19 protein-coding genes and 1 riboswitch are annotated in these 20,498 nt (G+C 61.5%); of the genes, 5 read left to right on the forward strand and 14 right to left on the reverse strand.

Annotated features, from left to right (window positions below; all coding sequences use genetic code 11):
• On the reverse strand, positions 1-1,244 hold a 1,244-nt coding region (locus tag DA915_RS25330; protein WP_107677665.1), incomplete at its 3' end, for a cobyrinate a,c-diamide synthase.
• Entirely contained in the window at positions 1,241-2,029 is a 789-nt protein-coding gene (gene cobA / locus DA915_RS25335; RefSeq protein WP_107677666.1) for a uroporphyrinogen-III C-methyltransferase, read from the reverse strand. The genes cobA and DA915_RS25330, both read right to left, overlap by 4 nt.
• 58 nt (positions 2,030-2,087) lie before the next feature.
• Between cobA and DA915_RS25340 the strand changes: the two genes are divergently transcribed.
• Positions 2,088-3,218, forward strand: coding sequence for a cobalt-precorrin-5B (C(1))-methyltransferase (locus DA915_RS25340; RefSeq protein ID WP_162687267.1), 1,131 nt, complete (start codon positions 2,088-2,090; stop codon positions 3,216-3,218).
• Here DA915_RS25340 and cobM read toward each other — a convergent pair.
• Genes cobM through cbiE form a run of 3 tightly spaced genes read right to left on the reverse strand, consistent with a single transcriptional unit; the run spans position 3,173 to position 5,615 of the window.
• Positions 3,173-3,946 carry a precorrin-4 C(11)-methyltransferase gene (cobM, locus tag DA915_RS25345; protein ID WP_107677667.1) on the reverse strand — a complete coding sequence of 258 codons (774 nt, stop codon included), beginning with the start codon at positions 3,944-3,946 and terminating at the stop codon, positions 3,173-3,175. The genes DA915_RS25340 and cobM overlap by 46 nt on opposite strands.
• Positions 3,943-4,362 carry a cobalamin biosynthesis protein gene (locus DA915_RS25350; RefSeq protein WP_192886661.1) on the reverse strand — a complete coding sequence of 140 codons (420 nt, stop codon included), beginning with the start codon at positions 4,360-4,362 and terminating at the stop codon, positions 3,943-3,945. Before DA915_RS25350 ends, cobM begins: the two co-directional genes overlap by 4 nt.
• The gene (gene cbiE / locus DA915_RS25355) at positions 4,356-5,615 is read right to left on the reverse strand and encodes a precorrin-6y C5,15-methyltransferase (decarboxylating) subunit CbiE (protein WP_107677669.1); all 1,260 of its coding nucleotides are present in this window, start codon (positions 5,613-5,615) and stop codon (positions 4,356-4,358) included. Before cbiE ends, DA915_RS25350 begins: the two co-directional genes overlap by 7 nt.
• Here cbiE and DA915_RS25360 point away from each other — a divergent pair.
• Positions 5,614-6,396, forward strand: coding sequence for a cobalt-precorrin-6A reductase (locus DA915_RS25360; RefSeq protein WP_107677670.1), 783 nt, complete (start codon positions 5,614-5,616; stop codon positions 6,394-6,396). The two genes, cbiE and DA915_RS25360, sit on opposite strands and share 2 nt — an antisense overlap.
• Here the strand turns inward: DA915_RS25360 and DA915_RS25365 are convergent.
• Genes DA915_RS25365 through DA915_RS25395 form a run of 7 tightly spaced genes read right to left on the reverse strand, consistent with a single transcriptional unit; the run spans position 6,363 to position 14,675 of the window.
• Positions 6,363-7,124, reverse strand: a complete 762-nt coding sequence (locus DA915_RS25365) for a precorrin-3B C(17)-methyltransferase (protein ID WP_107677671.1) — start codon at positions 7,122-7,124, stop codon at positions 6,363-6,365. The two genes, DA915_RS25360 and DA915_RS25365, sit on opposite strands and share 34 nt — an antisense overlap.
• On the reverse strand, positions 7,121-7,888 hold the full coding sequence (locus tag DA915_RS25370) for a precorrin-2 C(20)-methyltransferase (protein WP_087745200.1): 768 nt from the start codon (positions 7,886-7,888) through the stop codon (positions 7,121-7,123). The genes DA915_RS25365 and DA915_RS25370 overlap by 4 nt, the downstream gene beginning before the upstream one ends.
• Positions 7,885-8,517 (reverse strand): precorrin-8X methylmutase, encoded by a 633-nt coding sequence (locus tag DA915_RS25375; RefSeq protein WP_107677672.1) that lies wholly within the window; start codon positions 8,515-8,517, stop codon positions 7,885-7,887. The genes DA915_RS25370 and DA915_RS25375 overlap by 4 nt, the downstream gene beginning before the upstream one ends.
• Entirely contained in the window at positions 8,514-9,869 is a 1,356-nt protein-coding gene (gene cobG, locus DA915_RS25380) for a precorrin-3B synthase (RefSeq protein WP_107677673.1), read from the reverse strand. Before cobG ends, DA915_RS25375 begins: the two co-directional genes overlap by 4 nt.
• On the reverse strand, positions 9,869-13,219 hold the full coding sequence (cobN, locus tag DA915_RS25385) for a cobaltochelatase subunit CobN (protein WP_107677674.1): 3,351 nt from the start codon (positions 13,217-13,219) through the stop codon (positions 9,869-9,871). The genes cobG and cobN overlap by 1 nt, the downstream gene beginning before the upstream one ends.
• A gap of 2 nt (positions 13,220-13,221) precedes the next feature.
• Entirely contained in the window at positions 13,222-14,259 is a 1,038-nt protein-coding gene (gene cobW, locus DA915_RS25390; protein ID WP_003505281.1) for a cobalamin biosynthesis protein CobW, read from the reverse strand.
• Complete coding sequence (locus DA915_RS25395; protein WP_107677675.1) at positions 14,256-14,675, reverse strand: DUF1636 family protein; 420 nt, start codon at positions 14,673-14,675, stop codon at positions 14,256-14,258. The genes cobW and DA915_RS25395 overlap by 4 nt, the downstream gene beginning before the upstream one ends.
• Before the next feature lie 118 nt (positions 14,676-14,793).
• Positions 14,794-15,009, reverse strand: a riboswitch (cobalamin riboswitch).
• Between the two features lie 134 nt (positions 15,010-15,143).
• Here DA915_RS25395 and cobO point away from each other — a divergent pair.
• Together cobO and DA915_RS25405 are read left to right on the forward strand one after the other, a co-directional pair.
• A complete protein-coding gene (gene cobO / locus DA915_RS25400; protein WP_031233710.1) occupies positions 15,144-15,761 on the forward strand; it encodes a cob(I)yrinic acid a,c-diamide adenosyltransferase in 618 nt (205 codons plus the stop codon).
• Between the two features lies 1 nt (position 15,762).
• A complete protein-coding gene (locus DA915_RS25405) occupies positions 15,763-17,220 on the forward strand; it encodes a cobyric acid synthase (RefSeq protein ID WP_107677676.1) in 1,458 nt (485 codons plus the stop codon).
• Here the strand turns inward: DA915_RS25405 and cbiB are convergent.
• Positions 17,207-18,172 (reverse strand): adenosylcobinamide-phosphate synthase CbiB, encoded by a 966-nt coding sequence (gene cbiB / locus DA915_RS25410; RefSeq protein ID WP_107677677.1) that lies wholly within the window; start codon positions 18,170-18,172, stop codon positions 17,207-17,209. The genes DA915_RS25405 and cbiB overlap by 14 nt on opposite strands.
• Between cbiB and cobD the strand changes: the two genes are divergently transcribed.
• Positions 18,171-19,220: a threonine-phosphate decarboxylase CobD gene (gene cobD / locus DA915_RS25415; protein WP_107677678.1), complete on the forward strand. Its 1,050-nt coding sequence runs from the start codon at positions 18,171-18,173 to the stop codon at positions 19,218-19,220. The genes cbiB and cobD overlap by 2 nt on opposite strands.
• Here cobD and DA915_RS25420 read toward each other — a convergent pair.
• Complete coding sequence (locus DA915_RS25420; RefSeq protein WP_107677679.1) at positions 19,202-20,479, reverse strand: L-fuconate dehydratase; 1,278 nt, start codon at positions 20,477-20,479, stop codon at positions 19,202-19,204. The genes cobD and DA915_RS25420 overlap by 19 nt on opposite strands.
• Positions 20,480-20,498: the final 19 nt, after the last annotated feature.

Consider the following 20,498-nt stretch of genomic DNA (forward strand, 5'->3'; position numbering starts at 1 on the left):
GGACGACCCTGCCCGTCAGCAATCTGGGCGAAGGGCTCATCGCTGCCGGCATCAGTAACCCGCGCATAATGGAATTCATGGCCGCGCAGAACATCCCCCGCCGTGCCGAGCGGGCCGCTTGCCGCAATTGTTGCCTGCCGGTAGCCTAGATTCATCTTGCGCGTCGCAAAGCTGGTGGCATGCGACAGAAGCCCGGTCATTGCGTGGGTCACCCCATCCGCATCTTCCAATGCCTCGCCGAGTACCATGTAACCGCCGCACTCGCCATGCACAGGCTTTGTCGCGGCAAAGCGGGCAATGCCTGCCTTGAAACCAGCCGCATCTGCAAGCTTCCCTGCAAAAAGCTCGGGATATCCGCCGGGCAGCCAGCAGATATCACAGCTGTCGTCCGGCGCCTCATCCGCGAGCGGTGAGAACGGCACGATCTCGGCCCCGGCCGCCTGCCAATGCTTCCTAAGATGCGGGTAAAGGAAGGTGAACGCCGCATCCTCCGCCAGCGCGATACGCTGACCGGGCGGTGCGATTGCCGCATCCACCGAGCCTGAAGGCACGTCCACCGGCGCGGCGAGTGAAAGCAAGGCATCGAGATCGATGGATTTTTCCATCGCATCCGCCAGCCGTTCTATATGTGCATCGATCTCCGGATGTTCGCTGGCCTGCACCAGCCCCAGATGCCGTTCGGGCAGGATGAGCGAAGGATCACGCAGCACGCAGCCGGCAACGGGAAGGCCGATTTTTTCGATGGCTTCCGTGCACAGCGTCCGGTGTCTTTCACTGCCCGCCCGGTTCAGCACAACCGCCGCCATGGTAACGGCCGGATCGTAGTGAGCAAAACCATGGGCGACGGCAGCGGCCGTCTGCGACTGACCGGACACATCCAGCACGAGCAGCACGGGAATGCCGAACAGCCGCGCCAGATCAGCCGCAGAACCCGTGCGATTTTCCGCCACCGGAATGCCGTCGAACAGGCCCATGGCGCTTTCGATCAGAACGAGTTCCGCATCTTCCGTCTGTTGCGAAAAAAGATGTCGTAACAGGTCCGGCTGCATGGCCCAGCTGTCCAGATTAAGACCCGGTGTGCCGGTAGCGAAGGCATGGAAACCGGGATCGATGTAATCCGGCCCCGTCTTGATACCGCGCACCTTGATACCGCGTCGAGCAAAGGCGCGGAGCAAACCGATGGTCACGCTGGTCTTGCCAGAGCCCGAGCGTGGCGCGCCAATGATGATCGCCCGCGCCGTCATGAGCCGGAAACTCCAAGACGCGCCCGCATCGAAACAATCTCGCCGATAACGATCAAAGCCGGCGCTTCGAAATTTTCCCTGATTGCATCGTCAGCTATGTTTTCCAGCTTACCGATGAAAATCCGCTCCAGCGCAGTCGTTGCCGACATGATGACGGCGACCGGCGTTTCGCCGGAACGGCCGCCCTGCATCAGAAGACCGGCGATCGTGCCAATATTCTTCAGCCCCATGTAAACGACGATGGGTTCCCGTGTTTTCGCCAGCGCCAGCCAGTCCAGATCCTCTTCCGTGCCCGCTGCGTGGCCCGTGGCGAGAGTCACGGCGCGGCTGATGCCGCGCATGGTGGCGGGAATGCGGGCTGAAGCAAGCGCTGTGAACGACGAGGTCATCCCAGGCAATATGCGAAACGGAATGCCGGCATGGACAAGCGCCTCCGCCTCTTCACCGCCACGCCCGAAAATAAAGGGATCGCCGCCCTTCAGCCGCAGCACCTTTTTGCCTTGACCGGCGAAATCGATCAGCGAAGCGGTAATGTCATCCTGCGTTGCGGAAGGCTTGCCGCCCCTTTTACCGGCAAAAACAATCTCTGCCTGCGGACCCAAAGCGACGACATCGTCGCCCACCAAAGCATCGCGCACGATGACGTCGGCCTGAGACAGCGCGAGCGCCACTTCCAGCGTCAGATAACGCACATCGCCCGGCCCTGCGCCCGCGAGCCAGACGTGACCGGCCTGGAAGACCGGACCTTTTGCGGCAATGCTGTTCAAAATCTGCGGTATCGACATTCTTCTTGGCTGCTTTTTAACGATGACGGAAAAAGCCGTCCCGGCTATAGAAATTCATATGGATACGGATGGAAAGACCCTTCGCCGCGGCTGGACCACGGGCACCTGCGCGGCGGCCGCCACGAAGGCGGCCTGCGCTGCCCTTTTGACCGGCGAATTTCCTTACCCTGTCGAGGTCGAACTTCCAAGCGGCGCGAGGCCGGCATTTTCCCTCGCCACCGAGGAAAAGGGTGAAAATTTCGCCCGCGCCGGTGTCGTCAAGGATGCGGGTGACGATCCCGACGTCACCCACGGCGCGCTGATCGAAAGCACGGTGCGACGAGGTCAACCGGGAAGCGGTATCATTTTCAAGGCCGGCAAGGGCGTAGGCATCATCACAAGGCCAGGCCTGCCCCTGCCGCCGGGAGAACCCGCCATCAACCCCGTACCGCGCAAGATGATCGAAACAGCGATTCGCGAGGTGGCTGGAGAAAGTGCCGATTTCGAAGTCGAGATTTCCGTCCGCGACGGCGAGAAACTGGCGGAAAAAACCCTGAACGGCAGGCTCGGCATCGTTGGCGGTATTTCCATCCTCGGCACAACAGGCATCGTTATTCCCTTTTCCTGCTCCGCCTGGATCCACTCCATCTGGCGTGGCATTGATGTGGCGCGCGCGACCGGCTGCGCCCATGTGCTGGGCGCCACCGGCAACACCTCCGAAAAAGCCGGGCAGGCGCTTTACGATCTGCCGGAAACCGCGCTGATCGACATGGGCGATTTCATCGGCGGCATGCTGAAATACCTGCGCAGTCATCCGGTCGAGCGGGTGACGATTGCCGGCGGCGTCGCCAAGATGACCAAGCTCGCGCAGGGAATGCTCGACGTGCACTCCAAGAAGGGACTGGCAGATCTTGATGCGCTGGCGGCATTGGCGACGGAAGCCGGAGGAGACGAAAGCCTCGCCATTGCCATCCGTCAGGCCAACATGGTGGCGCACGCCTTTGAGCTGGCCGAACGCGCGGGTATAGACCTCGGTGCGGTCGTGGCGGAAAAAGCCTGGGTGACCGCAGCGGCGGCGCTGAAGACGCCCGCCATTGCGCTTGATATTCTGGTGTTCGATCGTCAGGGCACGCTCAAGGGGCGCACCGCCTCCACGCCGTCGCATCAGCCCGTCGCATCTTCTTTCGGAGATCGGAACCGCCGGACATAGTCGGTGCTATAAAGCGCGCTTTCACGAAAATCCGTCGAGGCAAGTCCACGTCCGACGAAGATCAGGGCCGTCCGCTCCACCGGTTCGGCTGCGAGCTTTCCTTCAATGTCGAACAGCGTTCCCCTGATAACCCGCTCATCCGGCCAGGAGGCGCGAACCACGATGGCAACCGGGCAATCGGAGCCGTAAAGTGGCGCCAGTTCTTCTACCACCTTGCCGATGGCATGAATGGCGAGATGAATGGCGAGCGTCGTACCCGTCGCACCGAAAGCCTTCAGTGTCTCACCGTCAGGCATCTTCGATGCACGACCGGAAATGCGGGTCAGTACAAGGCTCTGCGCCACTTCCGGCACCGTCAGTTCCCGCTGCAAAGTGGCGGCTGCAGCGGCAAAGGAGGGCACGCCGGGCGTGACGGTATAATCGAGACCCAGCCGCTCCAGACGGCGAATCTGTTCACCCATGGCGCTCCAGACGGAAAGGTCGCCGGAATGCAACCGCGCCACATCCTTGCCGGCCTCTGCTGCAGCCACAAACTCCGCCTCGATCTCGTCAAGCGAAAGCGCTGCCGTATCGACAATGCGTGCACCCGGCGGGCAATAATCGATGAGCGCCTTCGGAACCAGTGAACCCGCATAAAGGCACACCGGGCAGGCGGCGATAAAATCGCGCCCGCGCACCGTAATGAGATCGGCGGCACCCGGACCGGCGCCGATGAAATGAACCGTCATTGTTGTTCTCCATGTTCGATGGCGCAGCCGCTATCACGTGGGGCATCGTCAGTCGTTGCGATGGCCACCGTCACATCGCCAACCACAAGACGCGGCGCGACCAGCCTTGCATTCTCTCCGGCGGCGGCAAGCGCCGCCGCTTCGCTGACACTTGGCGAGCCGGCATGATCAAGGCTTGCCTGTGAAAATGTCATTGTTTTCGAAGCGACCGCATCGAGCCGCTCCTGCGATACGATTTCCAGCGACAGCGACAAACCTTTTGCCGCTTCCGCAAGTCCGGCTTCCCCGGCTTTGAGCGGCGCGGTCGCCAGGCATTCTGCGGTCATGCCAAAAGCATGCTCCGCAGCGCGCACGGCGGCCAGGACAGCATCCGGACCCGTGCCCTTGCGACAGCCTATGCCAGCCACTGTCACCATGGCTTGACCCAGTTCCACTGCGTCACCGGCATTGCCGGACGCCAGCCCGACATGGAGCCGACAGCCACCACCCGCGACACATCCAGACGGATCATCGAACCGCCAAGCCGCGCATGGGCGGCAAGCAGTACCGCCTCCATTTCCAGCGTCACCGCATTGGCGACCAGCCGCCCACCCGGTTTCAGGGCCTCCATGGCCCCCTCCAGCACGCCCGTTTCACTACCGCCGCCGCCAATGAAAATCACATCCGGCTGAGGCAAGCCTTCAAAAGCTGCGGGGGCCGCGCCGATCATGACCTCAAGCCCCGGTACACCGAAAGCTTCGGCATTGCGGGCGATACGCTCCGCCCTTTCCGGGTGCTGCTCTATTGCGATCGCACGAAGCGAGGGATGCGACAGCATCCATTCGATACCGATCGAACCCGAACCGGCACCAATATCCCACAACAATTCGCCCCGCCGTGGCGCGAGAGAGGAAAGTGTCACGGCGCGGATTTCGCGTTTGGTGATCTGCCCGTCATGTTCGAACAGGCTGTCATCCAGTCCCTGTGCAAAAGGCAGGATACGGGCACCCTCAGCCGCGACGACATCAATCGCCACCACATTCAGCGGGTCGATGTCTTCAAAGGCGAAATCAGCCGCCCTGACCTGCCGCTGCTTTTCCCGCTCTCCGCCTAGGGCTTCGAGCAAAACGAATTCCGACTGACCGAAATCCAAATCGGACAACAATTCCGCAATCAAAGCCGGGGCGTGAGCATCCGAGGTAAGCGCAATGATGCGCGCACCGGCATGGAGATACGGCCGCAAGAGATCGATGGAACGGCCGTGTAGCGAAACGCATTCGACCGATTGCAGCCCCCAACCAAGCCGCGCAGCCGCCAGGGAAAAGGCGGAAGGCGAGGGATGACAAACCGTCTCATCCGCCTCGACATGCCGCAGAAGCGTGACGCCGACGCCATAAAAGAACGGATCGCCGGAGGCGAGCACACAAACCCGCTTGCCACGCAGCGCCACGACATCACTCATATCCGTGTCGAACGGCACCGGCCAGCGTCGTGCTTCACCACGAACAGCCGCAGCCGCCAGTTCCAGATGGCGTTTACCGCCGAAAACGATCTCGGCCGCCCCTATCGCCTGGATCGCGTTCCGGCCCAGCCCCGCGAGCCCATCCTCACCAATACCGACGATGGAAAGCCACGGCTCCTCTTTCTTTTCTGTGGAAGCATCGCCCGTTCCGGAATATTCAGACGTCATGACACGCTCCATACTCATCCTTGGCGGCACGACGGATGCCCGCATTCTGGCCGGCAGGCTGGCAGAAGACTCCGGCTACCGAATTCTGCTTTCCATGGCCGGTCGAACACTCTCGCCGGTCGAACAGCCGGTGCCGATGCGCAGTGGCGGTTTTGGCGGTGCCGTAGGTCTTGCGGATTTCATTCGCACCGGGGGTTTCGATATTCTGGTGGACGCCACGCATCCCTATGCGGCGAAGATTTCCACCAATGCCGTTGAGGCGGCGCGGCTTGCCAAGGTCCCGCTTGTGGCGCTTTCGCGTTCCGCCTGGCAGTGCCAGCCGGATGACACATGGCATGGTGTCGACAGCGTCGAGCAGGCTGTTATTGCGCTCGGCAGCGAAGGCCGGCGCGTGTTTCTGGCTTTGGGACGGCAGGAGCTGCTTCCTTTCGAAGCCGCGCCCCAGCACAGCTATCTCATCCGCAGCGTTGACCCCGTGGAGCCGCCACTGAAACTGCCGCATGCGCGCTACATCACCGCGCGTGGTCCTTTTGCGCTGGATGATGAAATCCGCATGCTGGAAGAAAACCGCATCGAGACATTGGTCTCGAAAAATTCCGGTGGCAGCGCCAGCTATGGAAAGATCGAGGCCGCAAGACGGCTCCGCCTGCCGGTCATCATGATCGAGCGGCCGCGAAAGCGAAACGACGCGTCCATGAATGATGTGACGGTGCCGGATATTGCAGCTGCGCTCACCGCCATCCAACATCAGCTCTCTCTTCTCGAAAAACGCGGCGAATAAACCAGCGGTTCTATGCCGGATCGTTCAATCAATCGGGTTTCAACCGAACCGACGATGATGCAGGTGGCCATGTCAGCCATGTCGCTCGAGGCTTCCGAAAGAGGTACCACCCGGATACGCTCATCCGCCCGGCCTGCTGCCCGACCGAAGATCACCGGCACAGAACCGGGCAAATGCGCCCGCAACAGATCAAAAGCGGTACTGAGCTGGTGCGGACGCGCCTTGCTGACGGGATTGTAGAAAGCCATGACAAACCCTGCTTCCGCCGCCGCAATCAGCCGTTTTTCAATGATGCTCCAGGGCTTCAGATTATCCGACAGCGAAATGGCGCAGAAATCATGGCCAAGCGGCGCGCCGGCCCTGGCAGCGACCGCCAGCATGGCGGTCACGCCGGGCACGACGGAAAAATCGATCTCGCGCCACTCGGAAGGACCGCTTTCGATCGCCTCGCAAACTGCCGCCGCCATGGCGAAAACGCCGGGATCACCGCCGGACACCACGCAGACCTTGCCGCCGGAAGCCGCAAGCCGCAAAGCCTGCTCGGCGCGGGAAATCTCCTCGCGATTGTCGGACGCATGGCGACGCTGGTGCGGCCCAAGCGAAAGGCGATCGAGATAGGGAATATAACCGAAGAAATCCTCCGAGGCATCGACAGCGGCAAGCGCCTCCGGCGTCACCTGCGCCGCACTGCCCGGGCCGAGGCCGACAACGACGAGCCTGCCGGTCATGGCTTTTCACCTGCAGAGGGCCTCGTTTTCCAGCCCGGCACCAGAACCAGTGAAAAATAGGGAGCAGGCGATGCATCACGCTCGATGAGCCGCACCGCATGGCTGTTGGCCATCGTGCCGCGCTCGACATAAAGCGCTTCTTCAAGCTTACCGGCCTTTTCCAGCGCCCGGCGAATCTTTGGCAGGTTGCGCCCCACCTTCATGATCACCGCACCGTCCGTGCCGGACAGACGTTCCGTCAGAACATCTTCGCCAAGCGTGCCGGGAAGGACGCTCAAAATATCATCGCCCTGCACCAGCGGCAGACCGGCCATGGACCAGCAGCCGGACATTGCCGTGATACCCGCAACGACCTCCGCCGGGTAGGACGGAGCAAGTCGCAAATGAAGGTGCATATAAGAACCGTAAAACAGCGGATCGCCTTCCGACAGCACGGCAACATTGCGCCCCGCCTCGAGATGCACAGCGATATCCTTCGCCGACTGATCAAAAAAGGCGGCGATCGCATCGCGATAATCGCTGCCGTTTTTGTCGCTTTCGACGGTTACCGGATAGACCAGCGGCATTTCCAGCGTACCGGGGCGAATGAAGGCTTCGACAATGCCACGACCGTTACCGCTGCCACCCTTTTTGCAGAAGAAGGCGAGCACATCGGCATTTTCGATGGCACGAACGGCTTTCAGCGTCAGAAGTTCGGGATCACCGGGGCCGGTGCCGACGCCAACGAGTTTACCCCTGGGGTTTTCAAAAAGAGCCGCGCTCACAGGCCAGCCCTCGCAACCGCGTTGATGGCGGCAGCCGTCATCGCCGAGCCACCCATGCGTCCCTTGACGATGGCATAGGGGATGCCGAGCGAACTTGCCTCCAGCGCGTCTTTCGATTCCGCCGCACCGACAAAACCAACGGGCATGCCGATGATGGCGGCGGGGCGCGGCGCGCCTTTTTCCAGCATTTCCAGAAGATAAAACAGGGCCGTCGGCGCATTGCCGATGGCGACCAGCGCGCCATCCAGCTTCTCGGCCCAGAGATCGAGTGCGGCGGCGGAACGGGTATTACCGATCTTTTGCGCTATCTCAGGCGTGCGCGGATCGCGAAGGGTGCAGATCACATCGTTATCAGCCGGAAGACGGGCACGCGTCACGCCGTGGGCCACCATTTCAGCATCACAGAGAACGGGCTTGCCGGCTCGTAGAGCACCACGTGCAGCGGCAACAAAATCCGGCGAAAATCGGAAATGGCTGGCCGCCTCCACCTGCCCGCAGGCGTGGATCATGCGAATGGCGATATCCGCCTGCTCTTCGGTAAAGGCGGACAAATCCGCTTCTTCGCGAATGATGGCGAAGGAGCGCTCGTAGATCGCATTGCCGTCGCGAATATAGTCATAGTCGGTCATCGGTCATCCTGTCGAAGCGCCGCACCGATCGCCTGTTTGCCCAGGCGGGCAAACAGGGTAGCGGCGTTTTCCCCGGGCTTATGTTCTTTTTCGTAAAGACGGGCAAGCCGCGAAAGCGCCGTCCTCTGATGCGGGAAAGGTAAAATGCCATCGGGCACGTCACCGGGGCGGCCTGCAATAGAAAAGACCAGGCCATCGGCAGTGCCGGAAAAAGTGAGAAGCGACGGCGCGGGATGAGCGCAACCCTTGCCACAGCCGGAAATATGCAGCGTGAAAGAGCCATCCAGCAATGACGCGCATTCCTCGGACGCAAAGGCGGCCAGTTCATGGGTGGGAAGAAAAGCCGAAACGCAGCCCGGCGCGCCGGGACAGACGGCGATGGAAGAGCGTGCATCACCTGCCATCGTGATGAAACCGGCCTCCCGCGCGATCTCAAGCAAGGCGTTGCAAGCGGATGACGATCCGAAAAATAGCAGGCTATGGTTTGGGGATGGCCGTAGAGCCTTGATGCCGAGCGTACCGGCCCGTTCGCAGAGATGGGACAAATCGCAGGCCCGGATTTGCCCGAAAGCAGGCGCGACAGCAACTGCAAAGCAGTCCTTTCCCGTCGTCATCAGTCCCAGAGGTGCAGAAGCCACCCTGGCTTCGTCCGCAATCACCCGATCGAGCAGGCGATCTCCGCAAACTGTCTTTATGGTCGAATGGTCCAGATCGCGGCCACGCGCAAGCGCTCCATTGCCGGCCAGAAAGGCGAGCAGCGACACGACGACGCCCGCCGCCGCGCCGGTCTCGACCAGTCCCGCATTCAGCGCCCTGCTTTCCGGCCCGCCAACGAGCAATCGCCAAAAGGTCCGACCATCAAGCGACAGTGCTTTCAGGCGAATATCGGCCAGCAAATCTCCCATGGGGAGGAGCCCGCCGCCATCAATGACGACAGACATTTTAGCGGCAAGCTTCTCATGGAGAATGAGCCTGTCAGCCTCTTTTCGAATCTCTGCGGCGAGTGGGCGGCCATCAGCGATTTCCGCGTCATCCCGACCGGCGAGAGGCGAGGTCTCAACTGCCAGTCCCCCACGCAGCGGCAAATCCAGCGCCAGAACATCTTTTTCCAGGGCGCGGGCGCTTTCCGGCGTCAGGCCGCGAAATTGCAGGCTGCCGCGTGCGGTAATGTCGATCAATCCGTTGCCATGCAGTTCGGCAAAATGGCAAAGCGCCGCCATGTCACGCGGGGCAATATCCGCCTCGAAAGCGATCCGCGACAAAAACCCGTCTCCGGTGCGCATGGGAACGGAGAGGGCCGGGCAGAGGCCACGGCGGCCAAAGGGCTGAACGGGATCAGCAGCGGCCATCATCACGCCTCCACCCTTTGGGGCCGCGGCATGATGAGCATTTCAAGTTCCGCATCCACAGCATTGCGGCGGCTATGCCACAACCCACGACGGCGGGCGGATAAAAACCGTTCGGCCATCACTTGCGCCGCTTTCGGATTTTCCAGCAGAATGAAATCGCGCACGTCCTCATTGCCGAAATAGGCGTCGTAAAGCGCCTCGATCAACGAGGAGGACACCGCATGTGTGGTTTCGGCAAAGCCGATCAGCCGATCCACCGTCTCGGCGAACTCCGCCGCCCCGCGCGGACCATGCCGCATCTGGCCTGCAATGAAGCGTGGATTGACGGCGCGCGCGCGCACCACCCGCGTCAGCGCCTGCGTCATTGACCTTGCACGCGGGCGTGCCGGATCTGTGGTATCCAGCGCCACGATGTCAGCGACCCCGCCAAGCACGGCCTTCGCAGCGGAAAAGCCGCCGATAAAGGCGACATCGGAAGAACCATCGAGAAGGTCACGACCCGGATCATCGCCAGTATGAACCAGAAGGTCGGCCCGCCTGACGAGCTCCACAAAACCGGTATCTTCGAAAATCTCCAGCCCGTCCGCACCACCGAAAGCGTGGCTCGCCGCGTCGAGATAGGCCTGCCCCAGCTCCTCGCGTTCTTCCCATTTCCCGCTCGCAAGCTTTTCTTCGATGCCGGCACCATAGGTGCCGGGCGCGGAGCCGAAAATGCGCGCCGGAATATGCCCAAGCGCGACGGCCTCTTCCGCCAGAGGATTGTCGCCCGGCGCTTCCTCCCGCCGCGCAACGGCCTTGGCGGCGGCGTCGAGAAGCGCGATCAGTGCCGGAAACATGTCGCGGAAAAGGCCGGATATGCGAAAGGTGACGTCGACACGCGGCCGCCCCAGGCTCGCCGGCGGCAGAACCTCGATGCCGGTGACCCGGCCGGTGGCGGGATCGTGGATCGGTCTCGCCCCCATCAGATGCAGCGCTTGGGCCACATCCTCACCGCCATTGCGCAGACTGGCGCTGCCCCACAGATCGAAAACCAGATGTTTCGGCCAGTCGCCGTGGGACTGCAGATGATGGCGCAGCATCTCTTCGCCCGCCATTTTGCCGAGCTCGAACGCCGTCGGCGTCGGCATGGTACGCGGATCGGCGGCATAGAGATTGCGGCCCGTGGGCAGCACATCGAGCCGTCCGCGCGCAGGTGCGCCGGAGGGGCCGGGGGCGATATGCCGGCCATCAAGCGCAGCCAGCAGGGCAGCTTTTTCCGATTTGGCGCTTTCAAGCCTCAGAAGATCGGTCTCGGCTTCGGCACAGCGGCCAAAAACATGCTGGCCGTCCTTGATGGCGAAATCCTTGAGGTCGCACAGAAAGGCGTCGATGCGCGACAGGGCCGCATCGGCATCATCCTTCACACCCACGCCCGCCTCAGCTGCAAGCCCAGTCTCCAGCGCCTTTTCGACAATCAGTTTCGCCAGCCGGTCACGGCGACGGCGATCCAGCCCATCCGCCTGCGCATATTCATCAACGAGCTGTTCCAGCGCCGACTGTTCCGGGGAAAGCCCGGCATTGACCAGCACCGGTGGAACATGGCCGATGGTCACGGCCGCGATACGCCGCTTGGCGACCGCCGCTTCGCCTGGATTGGAAACAATGAACGGATAGACTACGGGCAGCGAGCCGGTGACGATTTCGGGAAAACAATCACGGGAAAGCGCAACCGTTTTGCCCGGCAGCCATTCCAGCGTGCCGTGCGCGCCCACATGCACGATGGCATGCGCATCTGCGACCCGCTGCATCCACGCACCGAAAGCGACTAACGCGTGACGCGGCGGCAGGGCAGGGTCGTGGTAATCCACCCGGCGATCCTCGTTGCGGCCCCGGTCGGGCGCAAGCGCCACGAATACTTCGCCGAAACGGGCGACACGAAACCGGAATGCACCATCAACCAATGCGTCGTCGTCGGTTGCTGCGCCCCATGTCGCATTTACGGATGCGGCAGCTATAGGTGGCAGGGCGGAAAAAAAACTTTCATAGACGGAAAGACCAATCGTCGCTTCCTGCTTTTCGACGCGGTCGAGCAGCGCCCGCGCGGTCTTAGGAATATCCTCGACCGCATAACCTGCGCCAGCGAGATCGCGCAGCATTTCGAGAACGCTTTGCGGCACATCAAGACCGACGGCATAACCGGTTCGCCCGGGCGCCGCACCGGGATAATCCGGCATCAGAATGACGATCCGGCGATCCCGTGGAGCGGCATTCCGCAGCCGCAGGAAAGCGGCGATGCGATTTGCCACCTGCTCGACGCGATCGGCCTCGGGTACATTGAGCAAACTCGCGCCACCATCCATTCGCGCCTGTTTGAACGAGATCGCACCGGCAAGAATCCGGCCATCCAGTTCCGGCAGAACGACATGCATGGCAAGATCGGAGGGATTGAGGTCGCGCGCATTTTCCGCCCAGCCGTCCCGTCGCGTCGTCGCCATCACCACCTGAAACACCGGCACGCCGAGCCGGTCGAACAGGGTTGTGCCCTCGTCATCCGTCTGGCTGGCGAAGGCGGTGGCGGCAATGATGGCGGCGGGTTTGAGATCGGGCAGCACCGTTTCGAGGAAGCGGATCGCCTCGCCATCCTTCAGGCCGCTGACAAAAATCGGCAAAGGTGCAAAACCGCGTTGCTCGAGCGCTTCGAAGAGCGCATCCACAGGTGCAGCATCTGCCGCCAGAAGCATGGAGCGGTAAAAGAGGATCGGCAAAAGGGGCGCATCGGCGGGAAAACCCTCGCAGGCTTCCGCCCGATCCATGACGCCCCTGCCGGGTCGGTAGAAACCGGCTTTCGGCAGCGGTTCAGCCTCGATATCCGGCCATGTCTCACCCTTTGCAAGAGCGGTGAGACCACCGGCAAGCCGGCCCATATTCTCCTCCCCACCCTCACGAAAGAAGGAGAGGGCAGAGGCTAAAGTCCGCCGGTCGACGGTTGATGCCGCTTCAAGCTTTTCATCTCGGTCGCTGCATTCTCCCGGCAGGAGCAGCAGCCTTATGCCGCGCCTGCGCGCCAGAATGGAAAGCTGATCGACACCGTAGCGCCAGCGTTCTGCACCGCCGAGAATCCGAATAAGAATAACCTTGGCGTATTCCGCCGTCTTTTCAATCCACAGATCGACCGACATGGGGTGCCGAAGCTCGGACAGGTTGGCGGCGGACAGGGAGGGTGGTGTACCCTCGGTTCGCCGCCAGGCCTGTTCCAGCCCGGCCAGATCACTGGCCGAAAACGACAGCATCACCACATCCGACCGGGGCTGGTTGAGATCAACCGGCTCTATCAGGTCGTCCAGAGACGAGGATGTGGTGGCGAGAATATGCATCGTCAGGCGGCCAGCATCTGCTCGATCTTTTCGCGGTTCAAGCCCTTTTCACCGATGACGACGAGACGGCTGCGGCGTTCTTCACCCGCGGCCCAGGGCCGGTCGTAATAGTGGTTGACGCGGCTGCCGACAGCCTGCACCTGCAGGCGCATCGGCTTTGCGGAAACCTCGATGAAGCCCTTGATCCGCAGGACATTTTCCGCAGCAGCCGTCTCGGCGATACGGATAGCCAGTGCTTCCGGGTCGGTGACGGCCGGCAAATCGATGACGAAGCTGTCGAAATCGTCATGCTCGTGGTCAAGCTCGCCATCATGGTGGGTGCGGCGGTTTTCGATATCCTCTTCCACCGCAAGGCCAAGACCGATCAGCACGGCGGGATCAATAGCGCCATTGGAGGCCACGACGATCTTTGCTGCCTTCGGCAGATGTTCGAGAATATGCGCCTTGGCCTTGTCCAGGCCGGCATCGTCAAGAAGATCGGCCTTGGTCAGCACAATAAGATCGGCGCAGGCGACCTGATCCTCGAAAACCTCTTCGACCGGGTCATCATGATCGAGCGCCTCGTCATTGGCCCGCTGAGCGGCGAGCGCTTCCATGTCATGCGCCACCTGTCCTTCGGCGAGGGCAGCGCCATCCACCACGGCCACGACGGCATCCACCGTCACGCGGCTCTTGATGGCCGGCCACTGGAAGGCCTGCACAAGGGGCTTCGGCAGGGCAAGGCCCGAGGTCTCGATGAGGATATGCTCCACCTTCGGCTGGCGGCTCAGAATCTGTTCGATGGCGGGCTGGAAATCATCCGCCACCGTACAGCAGATGCAGCCATTGGCCAGTTCGACGATGTTTTCTTCCGGGCAGCTTTCAATACCGCAGCCTTTCAGAATTTCGCCATCGATGCCGATATCGCCGAATTCATTGACGATGATCGCCAGCCGCTTGCCGTCAAGCTTTTCGAGAAGACCGCGCAGCAGCGTGGTTTTGCCGGCCCCCAGAAAACCGGTAACGATGGTGCAGGGAACGCGGTCCAGAAGGGTGCTCATGATCTCTCCTCGGTAAAATCGAATGGGGGAATGCGCGCCACCATGCCGCGCTTTAATGGTTCGGGGCGGCCGCGCCAGGGCATCAGGCCATCGGGGGCGGCAGCCAGCAGCCGCGCGCCGGTCAGCAAATCTTCCGCATCACCGGTCGTCAGCCCGCCGAATACATAGGACCAGCCATTGGCGCTGCGCAGCACGGCGCTGAGGCCGCGCTTGCAATTGGCAAGACAGTTGACGGAACGAACGGTGACACCCGTTTCCTCCGCCTTTGCCATGACGGCATCGACGAGACGCGAACCGGGGCGCGGTTCGGCATTGGCTTCATCGCGGCAGCTTCTGCAAATGAAGACGGTCACGCCGGACGCCGTTTCGTCCTGCGTGTTTCCACTCGTAGAAGAAGATGTCGCTGAAATATCCAAACCGTATCGTTTCCCGCGCCTTGCAAAAAATCTCGGGGTGCGGATGTCGAAAACGGCATGCGGACAGGCGCAAACCGGATGTTCGATCTAACCGACTGACCGGAGCACCCCGCCCGGCAGACGTTTTTCCTGAAACGGCAGGTCTCCTGGCTCGCGGCTTTACACCCTGACACCGCCTTCCCGAACCATCTTCAAGGGTCCAGTGGCTTTACGGTGCGGGCTTACCGCTTACAGTTGCGGGGGCAGCCACGGAATGACCCGGCAATCGGGTTGGACCGTGTTCCCTCTTAGCTTTTCCCGTTGCCGGGAAAAGACCGTCAGTCCGTTACCCTTAGGCTGAACGGGCGTGAGGGTCAATGCTGCGGGCCCTGCGGCGGCACATTGCCGGGTGCGGCAAATTGGGTATAGTCGCCGCTCCGAATGGCGGGGGCACCGAATCTCGCACAGCTGGATGAAAAGGAAAATGCAATGACACGCGACATCAGCGACAGCGAGGCCGAACGCCACCGGCAGAAAATGGTCAACCGCAAGACGGTGCAGGATGCCGAAGTTGCGGAAAAGACCATTGAAAAGGGTCTGCTGATGATTAATACCGGCCCGGGCAAGGGCAAATCCACCGCCGCTTTCGGCCTTGCCCTGCGCATGCTCGGCACCGGACGCAGGGTCGGCGTGGTGCAATTCATCAAGGGGGCATGGTCGACGGGCGAACAGCAGGCGCTGACCTTGTTCGGCGACAAGGTCGTCTGGCGCACCATGGGCGAGGGTTTCACCTGGGACACTCAAGATCTGAAACGCGATGTCGCAGCGGCGGCAAAGGCCTGGGAAGAAGCCAAGATCCTGATGGCCGACGAAACCATCGGCCTGCTGATCCTCGATGAGCTGAACATCGCACTCCGCTACGATTACCTGCCGCTGGAGGAGGTGGTGGAAACGCTTTCCAGCCGCAGGCCCGATCTGCATGTCATCGTTACCGGCCGCAACGCCAAGCAACCGCTCATCGACGCCGCTGACATGGTGACGGAAATGACCCTCGTCAAACATCATTTCAAGGCGGGCGTGAAGGCGCAGGCGGGGATAGAATTCTGACATGGCTGCACGCGTGCTGATGTTTCAGGGAACCGGCTCGGATGTCGGCAAATCGCTGATGGTGGCCGGTCTTGCCCGTGCCTTCGTCAGGCGCGGCCTGTCTGTCATGCCGTTCAAGCCGCAGAACATGTCGAACAATGCGGCCGTGACCGCCGATGGCGGCGAGATTGGCCGCGCGCAGGCGCTGCAGGCGCGGGCGGCGGGCGTGCCGCTTTCCGTGCACATGAACCCGGTGCTCCTGAAGCCGCAGAGCGAAACCGGCGCACAGGTGGTCGTGCAGGGCAAGATCGCTGGCAATGCCAAAGCGGCCGATTACCAGCACATGAAGGCCGGACTGATGCCGCGCGTGCTGGAAAGCTTCGAGCTCCTGAAACAGCAGGCCGATCTGGTGCTGGTGGAAGGGGCGGGCAGCGCGTCCGAAATCAACCTGCGTGCCAATGACATCGCCAATATGGGATTTGCGAGAGCTGCGGACGCGCCTGTGATCCTCATCGGCGATATCGACCGGGGCGGCGTCATCGCCAGCCTCATCGGTACCAAAGCCGTGCTCGAAACGGAAGACGCGGCGATGATCGAAGGTTTTATCGTCAACCGCTTTCGCGGTGATCCGGCCCTGTTTTCGGACGGCATGCGGATAATTGCGGAAAAGACCGGCTGGGCCTCCATCGGGCTTCTGCCGCATTTTGCCGACGCCGCACAATTGCCGGCGGAGGATGCTCTCGGGCTTTCCGGGCCAGCTGAACGGAAACCTGGCGCGAAGATGCGCATTGCCGTGCCGATCCTGCCGCATATTTCCAATTTCGATGATCTCGATCCCCTGGACATGGAACCCGATGTCGAACTGATCCGCGTGCGGCCGGGCGAGACAATTCCTACCGATTGCCGGCTGGTATTGCTGTGCGGTTCGAAATCCACTATCGCCGACCTTGCCGTGCTGAAGAATGCTGGCCTGGACATTGATATCAAGGCGCATGTAAGACGCGGCGGCTATGTTCTGGGCCTCTGCGGCGGATACCAGATGCTTGGAAAAACAGTTGCCGATCCTGACGGTATCGAAGGATCGCCAGCGACGGTCGAGGGAATGGGCCTGCTGGATGTCGACACGGTTCTGACGGGCGACAAGCGGCTCATTTCCGTTCGCGGCACGAGTTTCGACGGCATAGATTTATCCGGCTACGAAATGCATGTCGGTGAAACCACAGGCATGACGGACCATCTGCCGTTCTCGACGCTTGATGGGCATAATGATGGCGCCATCTCGGCCTCTGGCCGCGTCTTCGGCACCTATATTCACGGTCTTTTCGCGGATGATCGCCAACGCGGCGCATGGCTGGAGCGGCTCGGCGGGCAGGGCGCGGACCTGAACTATGATGCGCAGGTGGAGGCCGTCCTCGATCATCTTGCGGCGCATATGGAGCAGCACCTCGATCTCGACCGTCTGCTGGCTATAGCGCGATAAGGATCGCCAGAAGTCCGAACAGGCCGATCAACAGCAGGTCGGCAACCCGCGCCAGCTCCAGCGCCCTGCGAATATCCCCCGCAACCAGCGTCGCCCTCCCGCCTTCGCCCATGAAGCGCGCCTCGATCATCTGCCCGCCATAGGAGCGCGGCCCTGCAAGCGCGAAGCCCAGAGCGCCGGCCAGCGCCGCCTCCGGCCAGCCGGCATTGGGGGAACGGTGATGACGGGCATCGCGACGTATCGCGGCAATGGCCCCGCCGGGTGATGCGCCCTTCACGAAAAACGAAGCGGCCACGAAAAGGCCGCCACTCAGTCTCGACGCCGGCAGATTGACCAGATCGTCCAGCCGGGCGGACGCCCAGCCGAAGGCCTCATGGCGGGGTGAGCGATGGCCGATCATGCTGTCAGCCGTATTGATTGCCTTGTAAGCCGCGCCGCCCGGCAGGCCCAGGAGACCGAGCCACAGGGCGGGTGCAACGATGCCGTCGGAAAAATTCTCGGCCAGACTTTCAACCGCCGCCCGGCAGATCGCCGCTTCGTCCAGCTTTTGCGGATCGCGCCCGACGATCATCGATACCGCCTTGCGGCCGCCTTCCACACCCTCGCGCTCCAGAGCAATGGCGACAGTCTCCACATGCTGCTCAAGACTTTTCTGCGCCGGAAGCGAAGCGCCCAGCACGGCAACCAGCAAAATGCCGAAGGGCAGAAAAATCAGAGTGGATTGCGCAAACCACGCAACAAGCAGCGTCAGCCCGACGAAACCGGCCAGAGCCGCCACACCTGCCGCCTTGCGCTGTGAAAATGACTCGTTCTCCCGGTTCCATTTTTTGTCCAGCAGCGCGATAAGCGAACCGACCCAGGTTACGGGATGGCCGATGCGTTTGAACAGCCAGTCCGGATAACCGGTCAGGCGTTCGATCAAGAGCGACAGGAAAGCGAGAGCAAAGAACATGGGTGAAACAGTACCAGAAAAGGCGCGGGCTGCGATCCGTCACGGCGGCAATCTCGGCAGGGCGCGTCTGATGTTTCCTGAAGCGCCGGCACCGTGGATCGACCTTTCGACCGGGATCAATCCGCACTCCTATCCGCATTCGGCCGTTCCCGCCAGCGCATTCACCCGCCTGCCGGAACCGGATGCCGCCGAAGAATTGAAACAGCTGGCTGCAGCCCATTTCGGCGCGCCTTCCGCCCGGCATGTGACGCTTTCCCCCGGCACCCAGATGCTGATGCCATTACTGGCTCAGATTGCACTTGCCCGCGGGGCAAAAAGCGGAGCCGTGCTTTCGCCCGCTTATGCGGAACATGCCCGGACCGCGCGGATGGCCGGACTGGCTGTGACCGAAGTGGAAGACACCCGGGAACTGTCGGCTCACGACTATGCCGTGGTGGTTAATCCCAATAATCCCGATGGCCGCATCACGGATCGCGCAGCGTTGCTGTCGCTGGCCGAAGCCATGCGCGACAAGGGCGGGCTGCTCGTCGTGGACGAAGCCTTCATCGAGACGGGAGGAGGTGCAGAAAGCCTCGCAAATGCAGCCAGCCAGGATGCGCTGGTGGTCCTGCGCTCTTTCGGCAAATTTTACGGTATGGCGGGCGTTCGGCTAGGTTTCGCCATTGCGCAGCCCGATATCGCTGCTGAACTGGAGGGAAGACTCGGCCCCTGGGCGGTTTCCGGCCCTGCGCTGCATATCGCAACACAGGCTCTGGCAGATGGAAAATGGCAATCGTCCATGCGTCTGCGCCTTGCCGAAGACACCCGGCGCATGAACGACATGCTGGAAAAAGTGGGACTGGCGATTGCCGGCGGTACGTCCCTTTTTACTTTGGCGCGGAACCCTCGCGCCACCGAACTGTTCAGCCATCTTGGCCAACACGGCATTCTGGTCCGCATTTTTGATGAAAGGCCGAACGACGTGCGTTTCGGCCTTCCCGGGAGCGAAACGGAGTGGCAGCGCCTTGAGGAGGCGCTGTCATCCTTTGGTTATTCCTCGAAGGTGTAGGTCTCGATCGACTCCGGCTTCATTTCGATGGAGAAGCCCGGCAGTTTCGGCGGCATGTAAGCGGCGTTTCTGATATCGCAGGGTTCGATGAAGTGCTCGTGCAGGTGGTCGACATACTCGATCACACGGCCTTCCTTAGTACCTGATACCACCAGATAGTCGATCATCGACAGATGCTGCACATATTCGCAAAGGCCGACGCCGCCGGCATGCGGCCAAACCGGCAAATTGTATTTGGCGGCGATCAGGAGAACCGCCAGCACCTCGTTCAGGCCACCCATGCGGCAGCTGTCGATCTGCACCACATCGATCGCGCCTTCGGCGATGAACTGCTTGAACATGATGCGGTTCTGGCACATTTCGCCCGTCGCTACCTTCACCGAGCCGATGGCAGCACGAATTTTGCGATGACCAGCGACATCATCCGGGCTGGTCGGTTCTTCGATGAAGAAGGGCTTGGAAAAGGCGAGCTTATTCACCCACTCGATTGCCTGATCAACTTCCCACACCTGATTGGCATCGATCATCAGGTAACGGTCGGGACCAATCACCTCGCGAGCTATGGTAAGACGGCGAATGTCGTCTTCCAGATCACGGCCGACCTTCATCTTCACATGGTTGAAACCGGCATCGATGGCTTCCTGGCAAAGACGGCGCAGCTTGGCGTCGTCATAGCCAAGCCAGCCGGCCGACGTGGTATAGCAGGCGTAACCTTCGTTCTTCAGCGTCTCGATACGTTGCTTCTTGCCGCTTTCGGCTTTTTTGAGGATCGCGAGCGCATCGTCGCGGGTGAGCACGTCGGTCAGATAGCGATAATCGACGATATCGGCGATTTCTTCCGGGCTCATATCGGCAACAAGCTGCCACACTGGCTTGCCCGCCTTCTTGGCCAGCAGATCCCATACCGCATTCACAACGGCGCCGGTGGCAAGATGCATCGCGCCCTTGTCCGGGCCGATCCAGCGCAGCTGGCTGTCGCTGGTCAGATGCCGCCAATATTTGCCGGGGTTCTCGGTGACGGTGGCAAGATCGGTGCCGACCACCAGATGACGCATCGCTTCGATGGCCATGCAGCAGATGTCATTGCCGCGGCCGATGGTGAAGGTCAGCCCGTGGCCTTTGAGACCCGCCTCATCGGTATCGATAATGACATAAGCCGCCGAATAATCCGGGTCGGGGTTCATCGCATCCGAACCGTCGAGACTTTGGGAGGTCGGAAAACGCAGGTCGAAAACACGCAGATCAGTAATTTTGGTCATGGCCGGTCACTCGCGGTCA

The organism is Agrobacterium sp. LAD9 (genome assembly GCF_003031125.1).
Taxonomy (GTDB): Bacteria; Pseudomonadota; Alphaproteobacteria; order Rhizobiales; family Rhizobiaceae; genus Agrobacterium; species Agrobacterium radiobacter.